The organism is Lachnospiraceae bacterium oral taxon 096 (assembly GCA_018141845.1).
Classification (GTDB): Bacteria; Bacillota; Clostridia; order Lachnospirales; family Lachnospiraceae; genus F0428.
In genome coordinates, this window is the sequence record CP073340.1 from 471,590 (window position 1) to 487,820 (window position 16,231).

16 protein-coding genes are annotated in these 16,231 nt (G+C 40.1%); 4 read left to right on the forward strand and 12 right to left on the reverse strand.

Annotated elements, in window-relative coordinates; all coding sequences use genetic code 11:
* Position 1: 1 nt before the first annotated feature.
* Genes J5A74_02350 through J5A74_02375 form a run of 6 tightly spaced genes read right to left on the reverse strand, consistent with a single transcriptional unit; the run spans position 2 to position 5,794 of the window.
* On the reverse strand, positions 2-1,840 hold the full coding sequence (locus tag J5A74_02350; protein ID QUI96207.1) for an alpha-amylase family protein: 1,839 nt from the start codon (positions 1,838-1,840) through the stop codon (positions 2-4).
* Between the two features lie 54 nt (positions 1,841-1,894).
* Complete coding sequence (locus J5A74_02355; GenBank protein ID QUI96208.1) at positions 1,895-2,047, reverse strand: hypothetical protein; 153 nt, start codon at positions 2,045-2,047, stop codon at positions 1,895-1,897.
* 5 nt (positions 2,048-2,052) lie between these two features.
* Positions 2,053-3,051, reverse strand: coding sequence for a LacI family DNA-binding transcriptional regulator (locus tag J5A74_02360; protein QUI96209.1), 999 nt, complete (start codon positions 3,049-3,051; stop codon positions 2,053-2,055).
* Between the two features lie 38 nt (positions 3,052-3,089).
* Complete coding sequence (gene spoVG / locus J5A74_02365) at positions 3,090-3,359, reverse strand: septation regulator SpoVG (protein ID QUI96210.1); 270 nt, start codon at positions 3,357-3,359, stop codon at positions 3,090-3,092.
* Between the two features lie 27 nt (positions 3,360-3,386).
* A complete protein-coding gene (glgD, locus tag J5A74_02370) occupies positions 3,387-4,523 on the reverse strand; it encodes a glucose-1-phosphate adenylyltransferase subunit GlgD (GenBank protein ID QUI96211.1) in 1,137 nt (378 codons plus the stop codon).
* A complete protein-coding gene (locus J5A74_02375) occupies positions 4,523-5,794 on the reverse strand; it encodes a glucose-1-phosphate adenylyltransferase (protein QUI96212.1) in 1,272 nt (423 codons plus the stop codon). Before J5A74_02375 ends, glgD begins: the two co-directional genes overlap by 1 nt.
* 245 nt (positions 5,795-6,039) lie before the next feature.
* Between J5A74_02375 and asnS the strand changes: the two genes are divergently transcribed.
* A complete protein-coding gene (gene asnS, locus J5A74_02380; GenBank protein ID QUI96213.1) occupies positions 6,040-7,431 on the forward strand; it encodes an asparagine--tRNA ligase in 1,392 nt (463 codons plus the stop codon).
* Between the two features lie 57 nt (positions 7,432-7,488).
* Here the strand turns inward: asnS and cadA are convergent, their stop codons facing one another.
* The gene (gene cadA / locus J5A74_02385) at positions 7,489-9,375 is read right to left on the reverse strand and encodes a cadmium-translocating P-type ATPase (protein ID QUI96214.1); all 1,887 of its coding nucleotides are present in this window, start codon (positions 9,373-9,375) and stop codon (positions 7,489-7,491) included.
* Between the two features lie 164 nt (positions 9,376-9,539).
* On the opposite strand from cadA, the gene J5A74_02390 reads away from it, so the two are divergent.
* Entirely contained in the window at positions 9,540-9,851 is a 312-nt protein-coding gene (locus tag J5A74_02390) for a winged helix-turn-helix transcriptional regulator (protein QUI96215.1), read from the forward strand.
* Positions 9,852-9,895: 44 nt separating this feature from the next.
* Here the strand turns inward: J5A74_02390 and J5A74_02395 are convergent, their stop codons facing one another.
* Together J5A74_02395 and J5A74_02400 are read right to left on the reverse strand one after the other, a co-directional pair.
* Positions 9,896-10,534: an endonuclease III gene (locus J5A74_02395; GenBank protein QUI96216.1), complete on the reverse strand. Its 639-nt coding sequence runs from the start codon at positions 10,532-10,534 to the stop codon at positions 9,896-9,898.
* Entirely contained in the window at positions 10,527-11,102 is a 576-nt protein-coding gene (locus J5A74_02400) for a sugar O-acetyltransferase (protein ID QUI96217.1), read from the reverse strand. Before J5A74_02400 ends, J5A74_02395 begins: the two co-directional genes overlap by 8 nt.
* Positions 11,103-11,262: 160 nt before the next feature.
* Here J5A74_02400 and citG point away from each other — a divergent pair, with 160 nt between their 5' ends.
* Positions 11,263-12,624, forward strand: coding sequence for a triphosphoribosyl-dephospho-CoA synthase CitG (citG, locus tag J5A74_02405; GenBank protein QUI96218.1), 1,362 nt, complete (start codon positions 11,263-11,265; stop codon positions 12,622-12,624).
* A 10-nt stretch (positions 12,625-12,634) separates the two neighbouring features.
* Positions 12,635-13,690 carry a [citrate (pro-3S)-lyase] ligase gene (citC, locus tag J5A74_02410; GenBank protein ID QUI96219.1) on the forward strand — a complete coding sequence of 352 codons (1,056 nt, stop codon included), beginning with the start codon at positions 12,635-12,637 and terminating at the stop codon, positions 13,688-13,690.
* A gap of 45 nt (positions 13,691-13,735) precedes the next feature.
* Here the strand turns inward: citC and alr are convergent, their stop codons facing one another.
* From alr to J5A74_02425, 3 genes are read right to left on the reverse strand one after another with little or no spacing between them, the layout of a single operon-like run.
* On the reverse strand, positions 13,736-14,905 hold the full coding sequence (alr, locus tag J5A74_02415; GenBank protein ID QUI96220.1) for an alanine racemase: 1,170 nt from the start codon (positions 14,903-14,905) through the stop codon (positions 13,736-13,738).
* Positions 14,906-14,915: 10 nt separating this feature from the next.
* Positions 14,916-15,800 (reverse strand): hypothetical protein, encoded by an 885-nt coding sequence (locus tag J5A74_02420; GenBank protein ID QUI96221.1) that lies wholly within the window; start codon positions 15,798-15,800, stop codon positions 14,916-14,918.
* A gap of 19 nt (positions 15,801-15,819) precedes the next feature.
* Positions 15,820-16,104 carry a hypothetical protein gene (locus tag J5A74_02425; GenBank protein QUI96222.1) on the reverse strand — a complete coding sequence of 95 codons (285 nt, stop codon included), beginning with the start codon at positions 16,102-16,104 and terminating at the stop codon, positions 15,820-15,822.
* Positions 16,105-16,231 lie beyond the last annotated feature (127 nt).

Genomic DNA, 16,231 nt, shown 5'->3' on the forward strand with positions numbered 1-16,231 from the left:
CCTATTTAAACTTTGTCACCAACCACACAAAGTCATGATTTGGAATTTCAACTGCCTTAGCTTCTCTCTTTTTATTGGTCAACATATCCTTATAATCTTCTGGCTCATCAATCCAAGCAGTTTGATAAAATGGACTAAAGTTAAAGAGTGCAATCAACTTCTCACCCTTATAATATCTTCCAATGCCAAGTACTGCGTCATTATAGGTTTCCACAATCCAAGTATCCGCTGCTCCATCAAATACACTGTGCTTACTTCTTAACTTCTCCAGCTTTTGAATGGCCTTAAAAATTCTTCCTTCTCTGCTCTTTGTCTGCTTTCTCTTCTTTGCCTCATCCCAACGGAAATCTCCTCTGTGCAAATATCGAGAATCATCCCATTTCAGTGGATTCTCGTGATAGCTATAATCATTGAGCTGACCAATTTCATCTCCCGAATAGAGCACTGGAATGCCCGATTGTGTGAGCAAGAAGGCATGTAACATAATATCTAGACGAATAGCACGGTCTAATTTTTCTGTATCCCTTTCATACTCTGCTGCCTCAATTCCACAAAGAGATGCCGTTGTTCCACAAAGTCTTGCATCACCAAGTCTAGGGTCATCATTATATAGCTCTCCTCTTGCATCTGAATAATCAGTATATCCTCTAAAGTAAGCATTTAAAAATCTCTTGTGCTCCACCTCATCTACACCAAATTGCTTGAGGAAATTGTAATCGAGTCCCCAACCAATATCGTCGTGGCAACGCAAATAATTTAAGAAGACATACTGCTTTGGAAGTGAAAACACCTGTCCGAGCTGATGCTTCATCAATCGCACATCATGTGTGGCCAATGTATGCCATGTCGTTGCCATTGTCGTTACATTATAAAGCATATTGCACTCTGGCTTTTCTACGGTTCCAAAATATGGAACAACCTTACTTGGTCCCATAACCACTTCACCGAGAAGGAGAGTTCCTGGACAAACAATCTCTGTTGCAATTCTCATAATGCGAACAAGGGTATGAACCTGTGGAAGATTTCGACATGAAGTTCCCAATGTCTTCCAAATATATGGAACTGCATCCAGTCGAATAACATCCACACCATGGTTGCACAAATTGAGCATATTGGCCATCATATCATTAAATACTACTGGATTGGCATAATTTAAATCCCATTGATATGGATAGAATGTCGTCATCACAACCTTTCCAACCTCTGGGCACCAACTAAAGTTTCCTGGTGCTGTCTGTGGAAATACTTGTGGAACGGTTTCCTCAAAGGCATTTGGAATATTCCAATTGTCAAAAAAGAAGTATCTCTTTTGATACTCATAATCCCCTGCTTTTGCCTTTCTCGCCCACTCGTGATCTTCTGATGTGTGATTCATTACAAAGTCAAGGCAAAGGCTTACATTATTGGCATGACATTCCCTAGCTAAGTCAGCCAAATCCTCCATTGTACCCAACTTTGGATCAACTTTTCTAAAATCCGATACCGCATAGCCACCATCTGATCTTCCCTCTGGACTCTCCAAAAGTGGCATCAAATGAAGATAATTTACACCTGATTCCTTGATATATCCCAAATTTTCCTTGACACCCTTTAAATTCTTAGCAAAGCAATTCGTATACATGAGCATTCCGAGCATATCATTGCCCTTAAACCAGTCCGGTGAAGCCTCTCGGATTAAATCCAACTCCTTCAATGCATCTTCTCTCTCTGTATAATAATCCTTCAATACTTTCATAAAATAGTCAAAGGCCTGTGTATCATTATTATAGAGCTCGCAATAGAGCCACTTTAATTCATCATAGTATCTCGCCAAGCGCTGATCAAAAACTTCTTCTCTCATGTTGTCTCCTTTATATATGGCATCGGTTCCAGTATTTTATACAAACAATTCTTGTTAATTATAAGCCAATTCCTTTATTTGTGCAATCAATTGCACTTTCAAACTAATTGCAATACTATACAAATTTTTTTTCTTAAATTGTGCAGTTTGCCAGCCTTCCACACAATTTAAAATTCCCAGATAGACAATTCTATCTGGGAATTTCATCACCCCTATGAGCTAAGCTCCAACTCTCTATGCGTCTGCCTTCCGACAACTTTACAACTCATCTTAATTTCTCGCACTACCATTTCTTCTCCAGAAATCATATTGAGCAAGAGTTTCGCCGCCTCCATGCCACCAGTCTTGTAGTAATAGTGTATTGAAGTTAACTCTGGTGTACTCATCATTCCCATATGGCTATCGCCCATGCCCGCAATCTGAATATCTTGAGGGATATTCATGCCAAGCTCTCTAATTCTTTTAATTGCCCCAAGAGCAATATTATCTGTTGCACAGACAATGGTATCCACATCTGGAACTTCCTGTAAAATTTTCCCTGCCTGCTCGTATCCAGCCTCTAGACTGTAATCTGCTTCCTTTGTAATAATCCGATTTGTATCGATGTTGTTCTCTCTTGATGCGGTCATAAACCCATCATAGCGATTTTTTCCCGTTGCACGATCCTTATTGCTCACTCCAATATAAGCAATTTTTCTTGCTGTCTTTACCATTAAATCCGTCAGTGATTTTGCCGCATCAAAATCATCATAATATACACATGGAGAACCTTCTAGTTGCTGTGCTAATACCACCACGGGCACCTCAGATTCTTCAATGGTGATTCTATGCTGCTTTGACAACACCGTACCAAGCAAAATAATTCCGTCCACATTGTACTCTTTCAATGCATTCAAATAAGTCAACTCTTCTTTAGAATTGTTCGCAGTGTCAGCAAGCAGTAGTTTAAATCCTTTTTTCTTTAAAATACTGCCAATACCCTCGACCATTCTGCTGACAGATTCAGAACTGATTTTTGGAATAATTACCCCAATCATTCCTGTTCGCTTTGTTCTGAGTGTCCTAGCCTGACTCGATGGCTTATAGCCTGTTTCTTCAATAATTCTCTTAATGTTTTCTCTCTTGTCTGAGCTAACATATCCATCGTTTAAGTATCTGGATACCGTTGCCTTTGATACACCCGCTAAGCGGGCAATGTCACTGATGTTCATATTCTGTCTTCCTCTTTAGCCTACCTCATTGCTACCACTCAGTGTCTCTCGTCCAAAAGATCCTCCTCATATTTTTCTAATACAATCTTTTGAATTTTTTCCCTTGTTTCTGTATTAATTGGATGAGCAATATCTCGATACTCCCCATCTGATGCAAGTCGACTTGGCATGGCAATAAATAGCCCCTTTTCACCCTCAATAATCTTGATGTCATGTACAACAAATTCTCCCTCGATGGTAATAGAAACGACGGCTCTCATCTTTCCTTCCTTGTCAATTCTGCGGATTCTGACATCAGTAATTTCCAATACTCTTCCTCCTCCCTATATTCAATCCTATATTGATTCTGGATAGCGTAAACTCTTTTCCACCACTACCCTAACCTTACCTGGTTCACCAATATACGAAGAATCTCTACCAATTGTATCTCGGCTCTCCACGATACAATTCTCAATGACACAATTTTCTCCAATGATGACATCATTTAAAATGATAGAATTTCGAATGACACATCCCTTTCCAATATTAACTTTTTGGAAAATAACAGAATTTTCTACTGTTCCTTCAATAATGCATCCGCTAGAAATTAAGGAATTTTTTACAACTGCCCCTGGATTGTACTTTGCTGGTGGCAAATCGCCTGACTTTGAAAAGATTGGTGGTGCACTCTTAAGGAAATAGTCTCTCACATCCTTCTTTAAAAAATCCATATTGGCTTCATAGTAGGATTGATTGGTTGCAATATTTTTCCAATATCCTTCAAGCATATAGGACTGAATCTTTTTGACTTCCATATATCTCATCACAATGTCAGCCACAAAATCCCTTCGTCCTTCCATCACGCTCTTTTTTAGCAAATCAATCAATAATCTTCTTCGAATAACATAGATGCCACAGGAGACAATATTGGACTTTGGCTTAATTGGCTTTTCTTGGAAACCAACAATTCTTCCCGTCTCATCGATATTGACCACACCAAATCGCTTGAGCTCTTCTTCGCTTACATCCATTCTCTTGCATACAACGGTGACATCCGCCATCTCATCGATGTGATAGCTAACCACTTTTTCGTAGTCTAATTTATATACGCCATCACCAGCTGCAATCACCACATAGGCCTCGTGGGAGCGTTCTAAGTAGGTAATATTTTGATACAATGCGTCAATAGTTCCCTTATACCAATCGGCATTTGATGGTGTAATGGTTGGAGTAAAGACAAATAATCCTCCTTGCTTTCGTCCAAAATCCCACCACTTTGAAGAATTCAGATGCTCATTGAGAGATCTTGAATTATACTGTGTAAACACTGCAACTTTTTGAATTCTTGAGTTACTCATATTACTCAAAGCAAAATCAATGCTTCGATAACTTCCCGCAATCGGCATTGCAGAGATTGCTCGCTTATCAGACAAAACCTCCATTCTCCTTGAGTTTCCACCAGCCAAGATAATTCCAATTGTTCTTCTCACCATTACTCCTCACCTGCCTTTATCACAAAACCACCGCTCTCCAGATAGCCATTTGGATAATCCTTCTCATCTGTCACACCCATAATCGCTACATTTCTTCCAATGCTCACACCGCTTGGAATCACACTCTTTTCTCCAATCACAGTCAATTCTGTGTTGTAGACCTTTTTGTCATATTTACTCTCTGCAAACTCACCTACACCGATATTGGTTCTCTCTCCAATATGGCATTTCTCAGCAACAATGCAGTGATCAAGTACAGCACCCGGTCCAATCACAACATCATTCATAATGATAGAGTCACGCACGACAGCACCCTCTTCAACCACTACACCTACACCAATGACTGAATTCTCTATCCTACCGTAGATTTCTGCTCCCTCACTGATAATACTTCTCTCAACTTGTGCATTTTCTCCAATGTATTGTGGGCGAATCGTTTCACTAGAAGTATATACTGGCCAAAAAGTTTCATAGAGATTAAATGCTGGAACAAGACTAATCAGTTCCATATTTGCTTCCCAATAAGACTGCAATGTTCCCACATCCTTCCAATAGTCATGGAAGGAATAGGCAACCACCTTTTCTCCCTTGCCAAAGATATAAGGAATCACATGCATACCAAAATCACATCCTGGCTCATCCTTTAAATCAATTAGAGCCTGGCGAAGCACTGGCCAACTAAAAATATAAATGCCCATGGATGCCAAATTGCTCTTTGGATTTTCAGGCTTCTCCTCAAACTCCATGATGCGATGTTCTTCATCCGTCACCACAATACCAAATCGCTTCGCCTCCTCCCAAGGAACAGGCATCACAGCAAGGGTTATAGCGGCATCATGAGCCTTATGAAAATCAAGGACAACTTCATAGTCCATCTTATAAATGTGATCACCTGAAAGAATCAACACATAATCTGGATTATATGCCTCAATATATTCCAGATTTTGATAGATTGCATTGGCTGTTCCTGAAAACCAAGATCCACCTCTTTTATCCTCATAAGGAGAAAGAATACTTACACCTCCAATATTTCGATCCAAGTCCCAAGGAATTCCAATGCCAATATGTGAATTTAACCTCAACGGTTGGTACTGTGTTAATACGCCCACTGTATCTATGGCAGAATTAATACAATTTGTCAGTGGAAAATCAATAATACTGTACTTTCCACCAAAGGAGACTGCTGGCTTAGCCATCTTCTGTGTGAGCACACCTAGACGGCTACCCTGTCCTCCAGCCAACAACATCGCAACTATCTCTTTCTTAATCATTCCATCACCTCTCCGTTCTGCATAATTGGTGCTTTATTATAATCATATCATATCACAATATCATGTTATTGTTAACAATTTTTTATTGTTTTTTTTACTAATATTGTTCAATTTTTATATCTATTTTTTCCCTATAAATGGATCTTGTCTCACAATGACTGTAAGAGATTCAAAAACTGATGCACTCTCTATGTATCTGTGATATAATACAGCCCATAATGTGTATAAGAAAGGAATTGTATACTATGAAACTTACCACTGTCAGAGAGATATATAAAAATCATGAAAGCTTTTTGGAGCAAGAAGTGACCATTGGAGGATGGGTCAGATCAAACCGTGATTCCAAATCTTTTGGCTTTCTTTCCATCAGCGATGGCTCCTATTTTGAACAAATCCAAGTTGTCTACCACGATGCTATGAAAAATTTTGCTGAAATTGCAAAAACCAATATCGGTGCTGCCCTCATTGTTTCAGGAAAACTTGTGGCCACACCAAATGCCAAACAACCATTTGAAATTCAAGCAAATGATATTCAAGTAGAAGGTGTCTCCTCCCCTGATTATCCTCTTCAAAAGAAGCGCCACACACTTGAATATTTGCGTACAATCACTCATCTTCGTCCTAGAACCAATATGTTCCAGGCTGTGTTTAGAGTGCGTTCTTTAATTGCCTATGCCATTCATCAATTCTTTCAGGAGAGAGATTTTGTCTATGTGCACACACCAATTATCACAGGTAGCGATGCTGAGGGTGCTGGTGAAATGTTCCAAGTGACAACCATCGACCCACAAAATCCACCAATGACAGAAAATGGTAACATTGACTACACAAAAGATTTCTTTGGCAAACCGACCAACCTCACAGTGAGTGGTCAGCTCAATGGAGAAACCTTTGCTATGGCCTTTAGAAATATTTATACCTTTGGTCCTACATTCCGTGCTGAGAATTCAAATACCACTCGTCACGCCGCAGAATTTTGGATGATTGAACCAGAATTTGTATTTGCTGATCTTGAAGATGCTATGGATCTTGCTGAAAATATGCTCAAGTATATTATCCGCTATGTCCTCGAAAACGCACCTAAAGAAATGGAATTTTTCAATCAATTTGTTGACAAGGGACTACTTGATCGCCTAAATCATGTGGTCAACTCCGACTTTGGCCGTGTCTCCTATACGGAAGCTGTAAAAATTTTACAGGAACACAATGACAAATTTGAATACAAAGTAGAATGGGGAACTGATCTTCAGACAGAGCACGAGCGCTACCTCACAGAGGAAATTTACAAGAAGCCAATCTTTGTCACAGATTATCCAAAGGACATCAAGGCCTTCTATATGAAACTCAACAAAGATGGCAAGACCGTGGCTGCTATGGATTGCCTTGTTCCAGGCATTGGTGAAATTATTGGTGGAAGTCAGCGTGAAGATGACTACGACAAATTGATGACAAGAATCAACGAGCTTGGAATGGATGCAAAGGACTATGATTTTTATCTCGACCTGAGAAAATACGGTTCTGCTCGTCACGCCGGATTTGGTCTTGGCTTTGAACGCTGTGTAATGTATATTACTGGAATGGGAAATATTCGAGATGTTCTTCCCTTCCCAAGAACGGTAGGAACTTGCGAATTATAAAACCAAAAAGAGCTTCTAAACTGAATTGCTTAGAAGCTCTTTTTTATGTCACTGATTCTATGATTTCTTTACCAATAGACAGCGAATGGCATTGAGCACGGCCAGAACCATCACACCGACATCAGCAAACACAGCCAACCACATATTGGCAATGCCAATCGCACCAAGAAGCAAGCAAATCAATTTAATACCAATGGCAAAATATAGATTCTCATAGACAATCCGCATACATTTTTTTGCAATGCGAATGGCAACAGCAATCTTTGCTGGGTCATCATCCATCAACACCACATCGGCAGCTTCAATGGCCGCATCCGAACCAAGTGCTCCCATCGCAATGCCCACATCGACTCTAGAAAGAACGGGTGCATCATTAATTCCATCCCCAACAAAAGCAAGTAATCCATGGCGATTTGGATCATTTAATAATTTCTCCACCTGATTGACCTTATCTCCAGGAAGAAGTTTCGCATAGTATTCATCAAGTGGCAACTGACTTGCCACCTCTTTGGCCACATCCTCCTGATCTCCAGTCAACATCACAAGTTTTTTCATTCCCATCGACTTTAGATTCTGCAAAGCCTTCTTAGAATGGGGTTTGATCACATCGGAAACCACAATATGTCCCATATACTCTCCATCTCTTGATACATGGATAACCGTTCCTGTCTTATGACATGGTCGCCACTTTGCCCCCACTTCTTCCATCAACTTTTCATTGCCCACACATATTACATGACCATTAATTTTTGCCTGAACCCCTCGACCTGCAAGCTCCGTTACATCTTCTACATCACAATGATCATCCTTCGTATATTGGTAAGCTTTTCGCAGAGACACTGCAATGGGATGAGTCGAATTTTCCTCTGCATGAGCTGCTAAATGTAATAATTCCTCCCTCTGAATATCTGTAGTATGCACTGCACTGACATCAAATTGTCCCTTCGTCAATGTTCCTGTCTTATCAAAAACCAATGTACTTACCTTAGATAGGGCCTCCAAATAATTTGATCCCTTAATTAATACACCCACGCTGGATGCCCCACCAATTCCTGCAAAAAAGGAAAGAGGAATGCTCACCACAAGAGCACATGGACAACTAATGACAAGGAAGGTCAATGCTCGATAAATCCAATCAAACACATGGCTGTCTCGCCCCATCACCAACAATACGATTGGAGGAAGAATGGCAAGGAGTACTGCTGAAATCACCACGGCCGGTGTATAGACTCTTGCAAACTTTCCAATAAAATCTTCGGACTTTGATTTTCTTGAACTTGCATCCTCAATCATTTCCAAAATTTTTGACGCTGTCGACTCATCAAACTCCTTGGTCGTACAAATTTTTAATAGACCACTTTGATTGATGCAACCAGAAATTACTTCACTTCCCTTGGAAACATCCCTTGGTATCGACTCCCCTGTCAATGCTGCAGTATCAAGACTCGATGCTCCTTCAATTACCACACCGTCAATTGGAATTTTCTCTCCCGCTCTAACTACAATCACACTTCCAACTTCGACTTCATCGGGATCCACTTTTGTGTATCCTCCCTTGCCATCTTCAATATTGGCATACTCCGGTCGAATATCCATCAAGGCACTGATGCTCTTTCTACTCTTCCCCACAGCATAACTTTGGAACCACTCGCCAATTTGATAAAATAGCATAACCGCAATGGCTTCCGTATAATCGCCATCTTGAACGACTGCAAGAACCATTGCACCAACAGTTGCCAAAGTCATCAACAAATTTTCATCAAGTGGCTGAAAATTTCGAATTCCTTTTATTGCACGCAGGACAACATCATATCCCACAATGACATAAGGTACAAGATAAAGGAAAAATCGCAATAATCCATGCACTGGCAAAAAGTGTAAAATGATCATCAATATCGCTGAAATCAAAATGCGAATAAGATTTTTCTTTTGTTTTTTGTTCATCTTTTTTCCTCTTTTCTTTAACAATTAAGCAATCTTTTAATTATATATTGTACTCTACCACCAAATCTATTCTATGTCAATCATTTTAAACTTGTATACTCAAAAAAGAATTGCTACAATATAGTTTCAAATCATTTCAATAAAAATGAAAGAGAGGGGAATTTATGGAACATATTCCTAGTGTCGAAGAAATGCAAACTGTGGCAATGGCCATGAAACATCTTGGTGATCCCGTTCGCCTTCGCATATTTTGGATTCTCTGCCACCATGAGGTCTGCGTCATGGAGCTGGCTGAAATGACTCAAATGAGTAGCCCCGCCGTTTCCCACCACTTGCGTCTACTAAAGACGGCCAATCTCATCTGCTCAAAACGAAATGGCAAGGAGATGTACTACCGTGCCTATGACAGCGAGCTAGTCAACTTTTTGCATCACACGATCGAAGATATTGCAAAGATTACCTGCCCACAAAAATAAATCAACGCCTTTTTCCACTTCTTAGCAGAAAAAGGCGTTATATTTTATTCTAAACTCCTTGCATGAGCACAAATATCATTGAGACAACATTGATTGCACTTTGGTCTCCTCGCAATACACACCGCTCGACCATGAAAAACCAACCGATGACAAAAACTACTGCCCTCATTTGGTGGTACCAATTTCCACAATTCTCTTTCCACTTTTGCTGGCTCTTTAATTCCATCCACAATCCCAAGCAAATTACAAATGCGAATACAATGAGTGTCCGTGACGATAGCTGGCTCACCAAAGACATCACCCATCACAAGATTGGCACTCTTTCTTCCCACACCTGGAAGGGCCAAGAGTTCCTTAAATGTCCTAGGAATTTCATCATTGTACTTTTCATGTAATACTTTCATACACTTTGAGATATCCCTCGCCTTGACATTCCCCAGCCCACATGGGCGAACAATGGCCTCAATCTCACTGACATCTGCCCTTGCTAAATCCGCTACTGTCGGAAACTTTTCATATAATTTGGGAGTGATTTCATCCACCCGCTTGTCCGTACACTGTGCTGCAAGACGAACACTAATTAAAAGTTGCCATCCATTTTCATATTCCAATGTACAATCTGCATCGGGATATTCCTTGGCTAGGCGAGAAATCACTTCTAAAGTTAATTCTTTCTTATCCATTCTTTTCTTCTCTTTTGATCTCTTTGATGACTCTGCACGGATTTCCAACCGCAACCACACCGGATGGAATATCCTTTGTGACCACACTACCTGCTCCAATCACAGTGTCGTCTCCGATGCTCACCCCTGGTACGACAATGACACCGGCCCCCAGCCAACAATTTTTTCCAATGTGCACAGGCTTATTGTATTGATAACCTTTTCTTCTTTCCTCTGGATCCAACGGATGTGCTGCTGATGCCAAAATCACATTGGGTGCCATCATTGTGTTATCTCCCACATAGATATGAGTGTCATCTACTGCTGTCAAATTGTAATTGACATAGACATTCTTGCCAAAATGGCAGTGATGGCCACCAAAATTAGCGTGAAATGGCGGTTCAATATAGCAATTTTCTCCAATCTCTGCAAACATTTCCTTGAGCAAATTCGTCCTCTTCTCCTGCTCACTTGGACGAGTTTGATTGTAATCATATAACTTTTCCTGGTATTGTATTTGCTCTTTCAAAATCTCAGGGTCACCTGGAAAATAAACTTCTCCCGTGTGTTGCTTATCCTTTTCTGACATATTGTGCTTCCTCCTATGCGAAATCCTATCCATAAAATCTTACCATAAGCCTATCAAAAAAGATATCAAAAAAGTGTGCATTTCCTTTTCTTGACATTAACTTCTTTTTGGTGCTACACTTTTATTCATGTGACAAATTTGCAAATACAGGAGGACTCCTTTGGAAACAATAGAAATCTCACTACCACAGATGCTCGATGCCAGAGAACGGCGTGCCCATCATCAGTTAGAGTTACTTCATCAATACCAAAAACCATTGCTGTGCTTTACTATGAATATTGCAGGGCCAATTAAAAACTCTAATTTAATTTTGCGTGGTTTCTTGACTGGTGTAGAGGATATGAAACTTCAACTCAAAAAGAACCATGCCAAGATTTTATTTGAGGAAATTTTACAAGATCCCACTGGGAATGAAGGTTATTTTGTCATTGATTTCGACGCTTTTGCCCTCAAATCACTCACCTGTGAATTGGAAGATTTTGATGAACTTGGTCGCCTATATGATATGGATGTTCTCCTCCCACCAGAGAGCAACCATCCATTTGGACGAAAAATTGACCGCCAAGAAATTGGACTTTCAGGACGACATTGCCTAATTTGTAAAAGACCTGCCAAGGAATGCTCCTCAAGACGCAAACATAGTATTGAAGAGTTACAGACCTACACTACAGATATTCTCTCCCGCATATTAAGAGAAAGAGAGGCCAAACGCATTGCCAATTTTGCCCTGCGCTCCCTTTTATATGAGGTCTCTGTATCGCCCAAACCTGGCTTGGTTGACCGCTTTGATTGTGGAAGCCACAAGGACATGGACTTTTTTACTTTTTTAAATAGCTCCTCCGTGCTCTGGCCCTACTTTTATCAATGTGTCTGTTTGGGACAAACTCATCCAAAATCTCATCCACTGAATGAATTGCTTCCAAAGCTTCGCATTCATGGAAAACAGGCCGAAAATGAAATGCTTCTGGCCACTGACGGAATCAACACACATAAGGGAGCCATCTTTACTCTCGGTATTCTCTGTGCTGCCATTGGCACTCAATTTCCTGTAGACACAAGTGATGTCGACACCATTTTAGAAAGCTGTGCTCAAATCACTAAAAATCTAATCAAAGATGATTACAGAGATTTAACTATGCAAAAGGCAACCACAGTTGGACAAAGGCTCTATCTTGAATATGGAATTACCGGAGTTCGCGGAGAAATTGCCAATGGTCTTCCTGTTGTTAAAACTTTTGGACTACCAACACTCAAAAAAGCCTTAGATGATGGCGATGGATTTGACCTTGCCGGTGCCAAAACATTACTTTCCATCCTGACGCACATGGTCGATACAAATATGATTGCTAGAAGTGATGTAAAGACCGCCAAAGAATATCAAAACGATATTAGACTACAACACAAGATCAATATCGACCTACTCCATCAACTCAATCAAGAATTTATTGAAAAAAATCTTTCCCCCGGAGGAAGTGCCGACTTATTGGCTGTCTGTTTTCTACTTTATTTTTTAATGCATTAAGGAGATTTTTATGGCTGAATATTTAATTTCACATGTACTGCCAAATGATACTTCAACGCTTGCTCAGATTGATGAATTATTACTTGAAGAGGGTATTACAAGAGACAAGAACCTAGATTATATCTGTGTCATGTATGACGAAGATTACCATGTCATCGCCACAGGAAGTTGCTTTGGTCACACCCTGCGCTGCTTTGCTGTCAGTTCCAAACATCAAGGTGAAGGGCTATTAAATCAAATTCTCTCCCACTTAATTGACATCCAATTTCAGAGAGGCAATTCTCATCTTTTTCTCTACACAAAGATCAGCACAGCAAAATTTTTTGGCGACCTAGGATTTTATGAGATTGCCAGAGTCAACGATCAGCTTGTCTTTATGGAAAATCAAAAAAATGGATTTGCCCAATATCTCCAAAACTTGGAAGCACAAAAATGTGAGGCAAAATCTGATCGTGGAAATGCAGCTGTAGTGATGAATGCGAATCCATTTACATTAGGTCACCTCTACCTTGTGGAGCAAGCCGCAAGCCAATGCGACACTCTTCACTTGTTTATGGTCAGTGAGGATTCTTCTCTTGTTCCATTTTCAGTGAGAAAGAAGTTAATTATGGATGGCACTGCCCATATCCAAAATATTGTCTACCATGAGAGCGGAGACTATATGATTAGCAATGCCACTTTTCCAAGTTATTTTTTAAAGGACGAAACTTCTGTCATCACCAGTCACGCCAAACTAGATATTGCCATCTTTCTTGAAATTGCCTCTGCCCTTCATATCCGTGCACGTTATGTCGGTGAGGAACCAACTAGCCAAGTGACCGGTATTTATAATCAAATTATGGCGAGTGAACTTCCAAAACATGGCATTGAATGCCATATTATCCCTAGAAAAATGATCAATGGGCAAGTGATTTCCGCCTCCACTGTGCGAAAGGCTATTCACGATAAGGATTTAGAAAAGATACGAGATCTCGTTCCTGCCTCTACCTATACCTATTTTACTTCTGACGAAGCAAAAGACATCATTGATAAAATCCAAAATGCCCACAATGTCATTCACTACTAAATGCTTCAAAAGAGAGAGTCATCCAAAGACTCTCCCTTTTTATTTCTACATACGAAGCATCAACTCCTGATAACTCACCTCATGATTTTCAATATAAATTCTATGCACACGCCTGCTCACAGCACATACAATTTCATATGGAATCGTTCCTGCCATTTCAGCCATTTTTTCCACCGGTTGATGCTCACCAAAAATTTCAATCTCACTGCCAACATCCACACTTGTCTTGCCTGTCAAATCTACCATACACATATCCATGCAGATGCGTCCACATTGCTGTGCCTCTCCCTCATTTGTCCACACTCGATATTGATTTGATAAACAGCGCATAAAACCATCGGCATATCCATAGGGAATGACACCCATTCTTGTGACCTTATCTGTTGTGTAGATGCCACCATAACTAATCTTTGTACCTGCTGGATAAATTTTAATTGTACTCACTGTTGTCTTTACTGACATCACTGGACGAAGATTTAACTTTCTGGCAAATTCACCATAACCATAGAGTAGTAATCCTGGTCGCACCATGTCCATATAGGTCTGTGGATACTCCACCGTTGCCCCTGTATTGGCACAGTGATGAATCTTAAATTTCCTTCCCAATTTTTCTTCCACTTCTTTAATAGTGTGACAAAAGAGCTCATATTGATGTAATGTATATTTTTTGAACTCCTCTCCCTCTTCATCTGCCACAGCAAAGTGTGTAAAAATTCCCTCTGCGTCAAGCCCTGGAAGATTGCAGGCATTGACAATTCCTTCGACTCCTGTTTTAAAATGTTCTCCCTCGCACAGATAACCAAGTCTTGACATTCCTGTATCGACCTTAATGTGAACCTTTAATTTCCCACCATAGGCAAGGGCCTGCTGATTGTACTCCAGTGCCTTAGCCTCACAAGTTACTGCCTGTGTAATATTAAAGCAAATTAAGCGATCCACTTGTTCAAGAGGAGTGTGTCCAAGAATTAAAATTGGCATTGTGATCCCATTGACACGAAGCTCCATCGCCTCATCAATGCTGCTGACAGCCAAATAATCAGCTCCTAATTCTTGAAGTTTTGTTCCCACCTGCACAGAGCCATGACCATAGGCATCGGCCTTGACCACACCGAGAAACTTTACCTCCTTTCCAATATACTCTCTAATTCTTTGATAGTTATAGGCAAGGGCATCTAAATTAATCTCTGCCCATGTTCTTCGTAATGTTGATTTCATCTTCTGCTCCCTATATTCCAAGACTTGTCTTCGTTTTTTGTGTAGCTTCTTTTAAGGTGTCCATAATCTTTACAAAGGCCTCGTGATCCTCTGGCACCTGCTTTCTCTCCCAAGCTAAAAGTGGAACTTGAAGATAGGTCTCACCGCCCCATTTCTTGCCTTCATCCTCATCCGTAAACTTCTTTAATTCCTTAAATTTCCCATTTTCCATTCCATAATAAGTATAACTAACTTCCTCTTCATTGACATAGCCCAAAAGATAATAGGTATTCTTTCCCTTCTTTGAAAATTCTAACATATCTCCTGTGCTCTCGGCCGTAGTTCCTGCAGGTCCTGTATATAATTTCTTTGCACCCTTTCCAGTATCACTGTAGACTTCCATCTGATAATCATCCGTTGCATCCTGATGTGGCACACCATAGACAACCACCAGTTCATCTCTTCCATCTCCATCAAAATCAATCAATGCTGAATAGCAAACACCACTGGCATACGAAATTTTATAGCCTTCACCACTGCCATCATCGCCAAATGTCTTCTCTGCAAGATCCCCATGAGCTGCAATCAATGACTTTAGCACTTCTGCATAAGCTTTGTTCTTTTCATCTGAATTTTTTTCAGTGCTCGAAACACTTGAACTTTCTGCCACTGTGGTCGCAGTTGTTTGCTCAGAATTACTTGCATTTGTTGTATTCGTTCCATTCGCTTTACTCTCTGTACCCTCTGTTCCCTTGCTCTCTGTACTTTTTGTGCTCTCCTCTACACTGCTCCTAGTACTTTCATCGGCGGTGCTCTCTACTTTAGCTCCCTGTTGGGTATGTTTGCATCCACTGAGGGCTGCCCCCATGACCAGTGCCCCAAAAACACCAACCATGATTTTATTTTTTCTCTTCATATCTTATCTCCTATCCATACTATAGATTTTTTAGGCCTTTCTTTATCCCCTTTAATATTTCTACGACAATGCCTCCAACAAATGGAACTCCCAAAGGACTAAGAAAAATTGCAATCAGTAGTGCTGGAATAAATAGTATAGTCGCTCGAAATTCCCATGCGATAATGGCTGCAAGTATCGCAAATCCAGCAAATAAGCCTAAAATTATCTTACTAATGCCAAGCAAAATCTCTAATGTAATAATAAGAATGTCCATCAACAATTGAACTGGAAAAAGTATACATTTTAATAAAAATTTGATCATCTCTTTATTTTATACTCTTCATTTCCAAAAGACAAGTTTTTCTATAAAAAGCATTGTTTTCTGCTATTTTTTTTCGTATCATTAACTGTAGATTTACAGTATAAAGAAAGGATTCTATTCTAAAGTT